The sequence below is a fragment of the Candidatus Neomarinimicrobiota bacterium genome, assembly GCA_041862535.1.
Classification (GTDB): Bacteria; Fidelibacterota; Marinisomatia; order SCGC-AAA003-L08; family TS1B11.
Genome location: JBGVTM010000281.1, coordinates 1 through 5491, shown reverse-complemented (window position 1 = coordinate 5491; position 5491 = coordinate 1). Strand labels below are relative to the sequence as shown.

The window sequence follows — 5491 nt, the reverse complement described above, 5'->3', positions numbered from 1 at the left end:
TTGCTCATGTCCAATCCCTCACCAGTTTGCGGTCCCCGATATACAGCCCATTGGGAGAATTCAGGTCCAGGGCCCACTTCATGCGCTCCACACCATCCTGGATATCACTTATCGAGCCACAAAAACTCAACCGGAGGTACCCTTCCAAGCCAAACTCAACCCCCGGAACAGCCACCACCTGCACCTTATCGATCAGAAATTCAGCCAATGCGGTGGAGTCCCGGTTGTAAACGCTGAAATCGGCAAAGCAGTAGAACGTGCCGTCGGGTTTGGTGACCTTCACCCCATCGAAAGCATTCAAATGATCGATCATGACATTCCGGTTGTTCTCCAGGGTCACCCGCAGATTCTCCACGCTTGATTGGATACCATCCAGCGCCCCTATTGCCGCCTTCTGCAACACCACCGACGGCCCGGAAGTCTGATGCCCCTGAATAATTGCCATTACCTCAATGAGCCTTTTATTCGCTACGGCCCAGCCGATTCTGAAACCGGTCATGGCGTATTGTTTGGAGACACCATTGACCACGATCAGTTTGGAATTCTCGCTCAGGTCTTTAGCATAGTTGTAGCAATTAATGGGCTTGCGGTTATCAAAGATCAGCCGGTGGTAGATGTCATCCATGATGAGGTATAAATCGCGGCGCTCACAGAAGTCCACTATATCGGCAATGAACTCCTCCGAGTACATCACACCGGTGGGATTATTGGGGCTGTTGATAATCACAGCCTTGGTGTAAGTACCCACCTTCTCCTCGATGTCCTGGATTCGGGGGTGGAAAGTGCCATCTTCGGGCAGGACCGGCACCGGAATGGCCTGGCACAATTTCACCATCTCGGGATAACTCACCCAGTAAGGCGAGGGAAAAACTACTTCCTCCTGCGGATTCAGGATAGCCTGCAGAGCCACCATAATGGCCTGCTTGGCGCCGCTCGAGGCAATCACGTTCTCGGGCTCCACCAGCCGGTGGTAGTGTTCCTCGGTGTAGCGAATGATAGCTTTCTTCATCGCCGGAATGCCATCAGCCGGGGTATATCTGATTTCCGCCGTATTCAACAGCCCCGCGGCAGCCAGTATGGCGTCAACGGGGGCCGCACTCTTGGGCTCACCACCCCCCAGATGAATAACCGGATCCCCCTTATCCTGAAGTATGGCTGCCCTCTCGTTCAGCCTGAGGGTGGCTGACTCACTGATCGTTCTAGCAATTTGACTGATGCTCATAGCTCTAGCTTCGTTATGATAACTATCTTCATGATTGATGGTGATCCTAGATAATCGCTACGTCACGAAGCTGGACTAATCCGTGACTTAATGCTACTAGGAAATTACGGTAGATGAGTTTATCCGCAATTTCAACGCCGGGCAAGTGTTCTTCAATTATAAGCGATTCCATAGTCGCATTCGGCACTTTCAACTTCGTGCTTGCATGCACCTAACGCTATACTTTTTACTGCTTCACTACAGCCGAGCAGCATAGTGATGAGTAGGGCAACCCACCCAGGAACTTCAAATGATGGTTCCTACTTAAATAGATGATTTAAGCGACAGCTGTTCGAAACACTTGCTGAACTCTGCCGGATTCGGTGCCCTGGGAGCATTTCCATTGCGACTTTTCGGTATCGATGAGCGTCACTAGGATACGACAAGCGCAAGCAATGGATATGAAAGCCGAAGAAAAAATCACCGAACAATTCCTTCAACTGTTAAAACCCCACTACCAGGCTGCTGCCAGTTACTGCCGCGGTCTGAATCCCGATCACCATGACGATATCCTCCAGGAGGCGCTTCTCAAGGCTCTCCGAGGATTCCCCTCGCTAAGGGATCACAGCCAGTTTAAAAGCTGGCTATTCCGCATCATCACCCGGGAAGCGGCAACTTTCCACCGGCGCTATTTCTGGCGACGCTTCCTGGAGTGGGATAGCGCTCAGTGGGAGCGGCACCACGATGCGGTGGCTGGACTACAGACAGAGGAATTGTATCAGCTGCTTCACGCCCTGGATCACCTGCCCCGGAAGAAGCGGGAGACGATCCTTCTCTTCGAGATTGGCGGCTTCGCTATAACGGAAATTGCCGCTTTCTACCTGGAGAGTGAATCGGCGGTGAAATCCCGCCTGGCTCGAACCAAACGAGAACTGAAGCAGTGGCTGATAGCAGGCTTGCGCGAATCCACTAAACCAAGAACCATGCTGGAGATGTACGATGAAGTCGCAACAGACTTTTCCCGATCCCGGAATTAGCAGGGAAGATGATCCGTTCGAGTCCCTGCGGCAGGCCAAACCCTCGCGATCCTTCCAAGAAATGGCCCACCAGCTGGCAGCTGCCAGCGAGGCTCACCAGCACCGGCCTCGGACACAGTTAGGGAATCTCGCGATGCCGGTTAGAGTTCTCTTATCCCGGCCCGCCCTCGCAGCCTACGCCGCCGCCCTGCTGCTCATCGGGGCTTGCAACGTCCCAACCGAGTATTCAAAGACCATAGGCTACTCCATGAGAGTGTCCGCCGAAGGTAATCCTCAAACAATCGTGGAAAAAGTGAAGTCCCAGGCAGGGGAGGCACTTTCCAATGTGGAAGTCACCATCGACCAGCTTAGCGATGGCGCCGAGCGGAGCGAGATGCTATTTACCTTCTCCGAGAGCACAATTGATCACCAGGCCCTCTCCCGACAGGTTAAAGCCCTCGAAGGCGTGCAGTTAGTAACGGTTGAACCGATCGACCATGAGTTCCGGGGCAACCTGCTGACCGGACTGCTGCACAAAACTTTCGACGTGGAAATCAATATCACCGACCTTACCGAAGCACAGGTTGAGCAGGCTATCCGCGAGGAACTGGAGAGCTGGGGATTGGATGCCGACGTGACTTACAGCCGCAGTGAGGATGAGGGTAAAGAGCGGATCGAAATCAAGGCCACGATCGACGACACCACCGCCGTTAAGGAACCAGTGAGAATTAAACTGGTGGACGAAAACAATCCGGAGGATGCCCAGGTGAAGAAAAGAAAGGTGGTTCGCAAAAAACTACAGCAGTAATTCGCCAGGATAGGAGCTTGATTCTCGCCCGGATCCTCCTATAGGGTTCGGGCTTTTTCTCGCCCGGAAAAAGGGGCCTAGCCCAGGTCGTGGGAGATCGGAAAAAATGGCGAAGAGCCCGGGTCTTACTCCAGCTCGTAATAATTGGGAATATATGGTGCGCCCGTTATTATGGCTTTCATATCCTGCTCCAGACTTTGAACGGGCGTCTCAATGATCCTGCCGATCTCCACCTGATCGAGATAAAATATGAATGTGGGGACATGGTGAATATTCATACCCTTTTCTTCGTGGCCCGGGCTCACCTTACCTCGATCCAGCCCAACCAGCCTGACCCGCTGATCCGAGAACCCCAGGGAATCCAGGATCTTGTAGAACCGGGGGACTTCCCTGCGGCTATCACTGCACCAGGTGCCCATAAAGATCTCGATATCTATATCCGCAAGTAATCCCTTCAATGAGTCGAGCACAGCCCGGTCTAAATCGTAGGCTTCATACTCACTGACAAACCACTTACTATAGGGTTCTTTACCTAGCTCGGCTCGATCTACAACGCCCAGCAGCATCGGAGGTTCGGTTGGTCTCTCGGCAGATTTCTTTTCGGCTTCCTGTGGGGCAGCAAGGAAGCATACTATCACCGAAGCAAGAAAAATGATGGCCTGCATGGCTTTCCCCTTTGCCGGATGTTGAAAACGATTAAAGTTAGGCTCCGGACTTGTGGGATGGAACCTTTCCCTGTGAATGCCGCAGTATCGTATAATATTCTGCTCAGGCAGGTGTTGCTCATCCACTTCCCCATCGCATTGAGCTGGCGGAAGAAACTTGGAATCAAGAGATACGGCGCTTAGTTTTCATACCAATAGTCCATATCCCTTTGAAAACGTTCCGTGCCTTCCACCCGTAAGCTGCCCCATATCGAGCAGAACTGACTTCGCAAGTCAATGGATATATTGATAATTATCGGCATCAGCCTCCTGACCATCGTGATGGCCCTCGTCACCTGGGTTGGAATTCCCGGAACATTCCTGATGTCCATTTTTGCACTTATCTGTGGATTGGCCACCAATTTTGCCTCCATTACCGTATATCACCTTCTATTCTTTTTTGCGCTGGCAATCATCCTTGAGGTGATAGAGTTTTTTATGGGTGGGCTGGCCGCCAGGCTCTACGGAGCAAACCGGCGTTCGGTGGTCTTCGCTATTCTGGGCGGAATCGCCGGGACGATCATCGGCGTGGGCATATTGATACCTTTTGGCGCACTGGTTGGTCTATTTGCCGGTTCTTATCTTGGCGCCTACATCAGTGAAAAATTCTCCGGCAAGACTGATGCCGAGGCTGTCAGAGCGGCTTTCGGTACCGTCATCGGCAACGTGGTCAGCAAAACCCTGAAGTCAACAGCCGTAATCGTCATCGGGATCTGGCTGATTAAAGCACTGGTATGAACGAAATGGATGTACCTGCTACCATCCATAAACCACTCACTCCAAGACTCCAAAAAAGAAGCTCTTGGAACCAGGTACAGCCTTTCTTATGTTGAAATAATGGGAAATCAACGAGTTATTAAGATCGATAATAGACTGCACTTAATTCACACGTGTCCCTGAAAACAAAACCGATGCGTCCGCGGCAAAAACGCACCTACAATCCCTGGGCCTACCGCTTCATGCGCCTGGTCTTCGGGACCGTGATCCGTATCCTCCATCGACCGGTATTGCTCGGGCGCGAACACCTGCCTGCCTCCGGCCCCTGCTTTATCATCGCCAATCACAGCGGCACGTATGACTCCTTCCTGATCAACTACTTCATCAAGCGCGAGCCTCTATCCGGGATCGTAACCGATGAATTTCTACGCCAGGGGTTCATGGCCTATCTGTTAAAACAGCTGGGTGTGGTGGCCACCCGCAAGTTTCAGCCTCAGACCACACCGGTGCGGGAAGTCATGCGCCTGGTGAAGGACAAAAGGATGATCGTGGTCATGCCGGAGGGGGAGAGCAACTGGGATGGCATAACCCTGCCTACGGTGGCCTCTACCGGAAAACTGTTCCGGGTCATGAAAGTACCGGTGCACCCGGTGATCATCCACAACGGCTATTTGGCCTTACCGCGGTGGGCCAGCTGGCCCCGTACGGTGAAGGTGTATGTGGAATTCCGGCCACCTCTCAGCTTCACCCCGGAGATGACGGATACTGAAGTAGCGCAGGCCGTGGACTGTGCCATCCGCTGGGATCCGGCTACGGATAATCCCGGGTACCGCCCGCAGCGGGTCCTCAGCTTCCGTCCGGCCCAGAAGATCACCCGGCTCATTTTCCGGTGCCCCAACTGCGGCGCATCCGACGGGTTGGAGGAAATCCGGTGGCGCTATCTGGCCTGCCAGCGCTGCGGCGAAAAGTGGCGCGTGAAAGGCGACGCCACCCTCGTCAATACCCGCACCGGCGAGCACCGCAACTCGACCGAGGTCTTCCGGGA

6 protein-coding genes are annotated in these 5491 nt (G+C 53.3%); 4 read left to right on the top strand and 2 right to left on the bottom strand.

Annotation, left to right across the window (positions count from 1 at the left end):
* Window positions 1-4: 4 nt before the first annotated feature.
* Window positions 5-1222: a pyridoxal phosphate-dependent aminotransferase gene (locus ACETWG_10450; protein MFB0517004.1), complete on the bottom strand. Its 1218-nt coding sequence runs from the start codon at window positions 1220-1222 to the stop codon at window positions 5-7.
* A gap of 440 nt (window positions 1223-1662) precedes the next feature.
* On the opposite strand from ACETWG_10450, the gene ACETWG_10445 reads away from it, so the two are divergent.
* Entirely contained in the window at window positions 1663-2238 is a 576-nt protein-coding gene (locus ACETWG_10445) for an RNA polymerase sigma factor (protein ID MFB0517003.1), read from the top strand.
* Window positions 2201-3025, top strand: coding sequence for a hypothetical protein (locus ACETWG_10440; GenBank protein MFB0517002.1), 825 nt, complete (start codon window positions 2201-2203; stop codon window positions 3023-3025). The genes ACETWG_10445 and ACETWG_10440 overlap by 38 nt, the downstream gene beginning before the upstream one ends.
* Before the next feature lie 125 nt (window positions 3026-3150).
* Here the strand turns inward: ACETWG_10440 and ACETWG_10435 are convergent, their stop codons facing one another.
* Window positions 3151-3690 (bottom strand): thiol reductase thioredoxin, encoded by a 540-nt coding sequence (locus ACETWG_10435; protein ID MFB0517001.1) that lies wholly within the window; start codon window positions 3688-3690, stop codon window positions 3151-3153.
* A 276-nt stretch (window positions 3691-3966) separates the two neighbouring features.
* On the opposite strand from ACETWG_10435, the gene ACETWG_10430 reads away from it, so the two are divergent.
* A complete protein-coding gene (locus ACETWG_10430) occupies window positions 3967-4467 on the top strand; it encodes a DUF456 domain-containing protein (protein ID MFB0517000.1) in 501 nt (166 codons plus the stop codon).
* Between the two features lie 173 nt (window positions 4468-4640).
* On the top strand, window positions 4641-5491 hold an 851-nt coding region (locus ACETWG_10425), incomplete at its 3' end, for a lysophospholipid acyltransferase family protein (GenBank protein ID MFB0516999.1).